Source organism: uncultured Roseovarius sp. (assembly GCF_913054395.1).
Classification (GTDB): Bacteria; Pseudomonadota; Alphaproteobacteria; order Rhodobacterales; family Rhodobacteraceae; genus Roseovarius.
The window spans coordinates 1-3,352 of sequence record NZ_CAJXIP010000237.1 but is presented as its reverse complement, the minus strand read 5'-3'; the positions used below and the strand labels follow the sequence as shown (position 1 = coordinate 3,352).

Annotated in this window: 2 protein-coding genes, 1 tRNA gene and 1 pseudogene; all 4 read right to left on the bottom strand. The window is 60.2% G+C overall.

All coding sequences use genetic code 11. The features are described 5' to 3' along the window. Positions 1-229 precede the first annotated feature (229 nt). Positions 230-306: transfer RNA gene (locus tag QZ522_RS18625), tRNA-Arg, on the bottom strand. A 57-nt stretch (positions 307-363) separates the two neighbouring features. After that, positions 364-1,755 (bottom strand): HAMP domain-containing sensor histidine kinase, encoded by a 1,392-nt coding sequence (locus QZ522_RS18620; RefSeq protein WP_294615114.1) that lies wholly within the window; start codon positions 1,753-1,755, stop codon positions 364-366. Positions 1,756-1,781: 26 nt separating this feature from the next. Further along, the gene (locus tag QZ522_RS18615; protein WP_294615111.1) at positions 1,782-3,200 is read right to left on the bottom strand and encodes an FAD-dependent oxidoreductase; all 1,419 of its coding nucleotides are present in this window, start codon (positions 3,198-3,200) and stop codon (positions 1,782-1,784) included. Positions 3,201-3,202: 2 nt separating this feature from the next. Then, positions 3,203-3,352: pseudogene (locus QZ522_RS18610) on the bottom strand (TVP38/TMEM64 family protein); the annotation flags it as partial.

Sequence of the window (3,352 nt, the reverse complement as noted above, 5' to 3'; positions counted from 1 at the left end):
ATTGAGCGCGTGAATCACTCATGCGCGCCAAGTCCGGAGTGCGAAGTGGAAAGGGGAAAACCGGAACGTCGTTCTATTGGTGGTGGCGCGGCGATTTGTTTGAGCAGTATGGGCTATCGGTGATCCAAGAGTCCGCCGACGTGAAACTGAGGGCCGACTTCAGCCCCTTCTGACAACACGGAAAATCCGAGCCCGTCAGGTCAGTGTCACTTATTCAAAACGGAAATAGTGGCGGACCGAGGAGGATTCGAACCCCCGACCCCTTGATTCGTAGTCAAGTACTCTATCCAGCTGAGCTATCGGTCCGTTGAGGCCAGCAATTAGACTCTGGCGCAGAGGTTTGCAAGGGCGTTTCGGAAGAAATCACGCTTCTTTCGACAAATTTCCTTTGGGCAGGGTAATGCAGAAGGATGTGCCGGTCTCATCGGTGCGTTCAAGTGTCAGATCACCACCATGGCCACGCATCAATTCGATCGCGATGCTAAGCCCAAGGCCGGTGCCGCCCTTGGTGACTCCACCCTGAAAGGGCTTGAAGAGGTGTTCGCGTGCCTTGGTGGGAAGGCCGGGGCCGGTGTCGGCGACGCGGATGATCCATTCCTTGTCATCCTCAGCGGCCATGATGCTGATCTCGCCCGGTTTGCCGGAGTTTACAATCGCTTGCCGGGCGTTCCGCACAAGGTTGGCGATCACGCGGTAAAGCTGTTCCGGGTCGGCGCGCAGGAACAGGCTGTCGGGAATATCCTGGGAAAAGCTCAGGTCATTGTCGCCCACCGAAAGCCGTTCACTGTCGATCACATCATCGACGATATCGCATAGCCGAACGCGGCCAAGCGTCGGGCCCGGCTCTTCGGCCTTGCCATAGGCCAGCGTCGCCTCGCAGAGATGCACCGCACGGGTGAGCGAATTCACCAGCTTGGGTGCCATGCGTTTGACGCTTGGGTCTTCGCTCATTTCGATGCGGTCGGTGAAAAGCTGGGCGCTGGTCAGGATGTTGCGCAGGTCATGGCTTACCTTGGCGACGGCGCCACCGAGTTGGGCAAGGTGCTCTTTCTGCTTCAGGGCGCCGGTCAGCTGGGTTTGCAGCGATTGCAGCGTCTGTTCGGCTTCGCGCAACTCGGTGATGCCGGCCGAAGGCTGAATCACCAGCCGGGCATCTTCCGGGGCGTCGGCATAGGATTTCATATGCCCGACCACGCGCTTGATCGGGCGGACAAGGAAAACCCGCACCGCGAGGAACAAAAGAACGGCGGTAAAGATGGAAATCACCAGAGAAAGCATGAGGATCCGCAAGCCATAGTCGATCATCGCCGTGCGAAGATCGTCCGTTTCAAGCGTGATCTCGATCAAAAGCCCGCCCATGCGCACCGGGCGACCGATGACGCGGATCACTTCGGTCTGTGGTGTCAAAAGCCGGCTCATGGCGTCGCGGATCAGGCCGAAGGCATCCGCATCGCGCAGATCGAAGGTCTGGGCGATCGGGCCGGGCATTGGCGAGGTGAGCACAAGCTGACGCGCCTCATTGCGGCGCAGCACCACGTTGAACACGCCGGCATTGCGCAGCAACTCGTCCTGGAGATCGGGGGTGACCTCGGCATCGGCCAAAAGCACGAGCGAAGCGATCTGCGCGCGTTCCAGCCGGGTCAGCAGGAAATCCTCGCGAAAGCGGGCAATCGAGGGAACAAAGATCATCACTTCCGCCAGCATCACGAAGACCGCTGTCAGGATCAGGAAGCGCCCCGAAAGAGAGTTGAGCATTCGCATGTCTTTCCAATACCTGCCTCTTAGGGCAGCCACCCCTGCACGAAGCGCACCACCCGTTTCACCATAGGGCTATGAAACAGTTTTGGCGAGAAATACGCCCCCGCCACGCGTTTGTTGATTTCACCCAGCGTGGGGTAGGGGGCGACCATGTTGGCGACATGTTTCATTTTGAGGTTATTGGCGAGGATGAAGGCCCAGAGATTGATCAACTCGCCCGCCTGCGCCCCGACGATTGACACGCCCACGGGGCGTCCGCGCACGACCATGACCTTGATCAGCCCCTCGGTCTTGCGCTCGGCGATGGCGCGGTCATTGTGGTTGTAGGGGAAGCGTACCACGTCAAGGTTGCCGCCGTGCTCATTGCGCGCGTCCTCTTCGGTAAGGCCGACATGTGCAAGTTCCGGGTCGGTATAGGTGGCCCATGGGATATGGCTCGTGCGTTCCCTCGCAGGCAGCCCAAGCAGCGCAGAGCGGATCACAAGCCCGGCGTGATAGCCCGCCATATGGGTGAATTGAAGCCCGCCCGCCACGTCGCCGATGGCATAGATGCGGCGGTTGGTGCTGCGCATGCCGGAATCGACCTTGATGCCGCGGCGGGTGGTTTCGATCCCGGCCTTTTCGGTGTCAAGTTTGTCGATATTGGCCTTGCGCCCGACGGCCATCAAAAGGTGGCTGCCCTTGAAGATGCGGCCATCCTTGACTTCGACCTCGATTGCGCCGGGTTTGCCGCGAATTTCCGCGGCCATGGCATCTTCGGCGATCTCGATGCCTTCGGCACGGAAGCGATCAAGCACGACGGCGGCCATTTCCGGGTCGTCATTGCCAAGCGCCTTCATGCCTTCGATCACGGTCACCTCACAGCCAAGGCGGCGATGCGCCTGCGCCATTTCCATACCGATCGGCCCGCCGCCGATGACCAGAAGATGCGCGGGCTTGTCGCGCAGCTCGAAGATCGTTTCGTTGGTCTCGTAGGGGACGCCGTCAAGTCCGGGAATCGGCGGCACGAAGGGCGAAGACCCGGTCGAGATCACGATCCGGCGGGCGGTGATCACATAGTCTCCGGCCTGCACCTCTTTTGGGGAAATGAAGCGGCCGTATTCGCGGATCACCCGCACGCCAAGACCCTCAAAGCGCTCCTGGCTGTCGACGGGTTTGATCTGTTCGATCACGTCGGCGACGTGATCCTTGGTGGCGGCGTAATCGACCTTTGGCGTCACATCGGCGATGCCGAAAACGCTGGCGTGCGATTGGGCATGGGCCGCCTTACCGCTGGCGATCAGCGCCTTTGAGGGCACGCAGCCAAAGTTGAGACAATCACCGCCCATCTTGTGACCCTCCAGCAGGATCACGCTTGCGCCCATCTGCACCGCGCCCGCCGCGACCGACAGGCCCCCGGAACCGGCCCCGATGACCAGAAGATCCACCTTCAACTTGTTCATACTCAAATTCCTTTCTTGCCGCGAAGGGCTTTGATCATCATCGGCATGGCGGCAAGTGCGCACAGGCCCAGGATGGGGCCGATAATCTGCGGCTCCCATAGTAATGAAAGATCCGGGTTTTCGCCGCGATCAAACACTTCCCCGAGCCCGAC

What these genes read in the sequence shown, in the direction of transcription:
- QZ522_RS18620 (WP_294615114.1), bottom strand. Translation starts at nt 1,755, where the DNA reads ATGCTCAACTCTCTTTCGGGGCGCTTCCTGATCCTGACAGCGGTCTTC.
- QZ522_RS18615 (WP_294615111.1), bottom strand. Translation starts at nt 3,200, where the DNA reads ATGAACAAGTTGAAGGTGGATCTTCTGGTCATCGGGGCCGGTTCCGGG.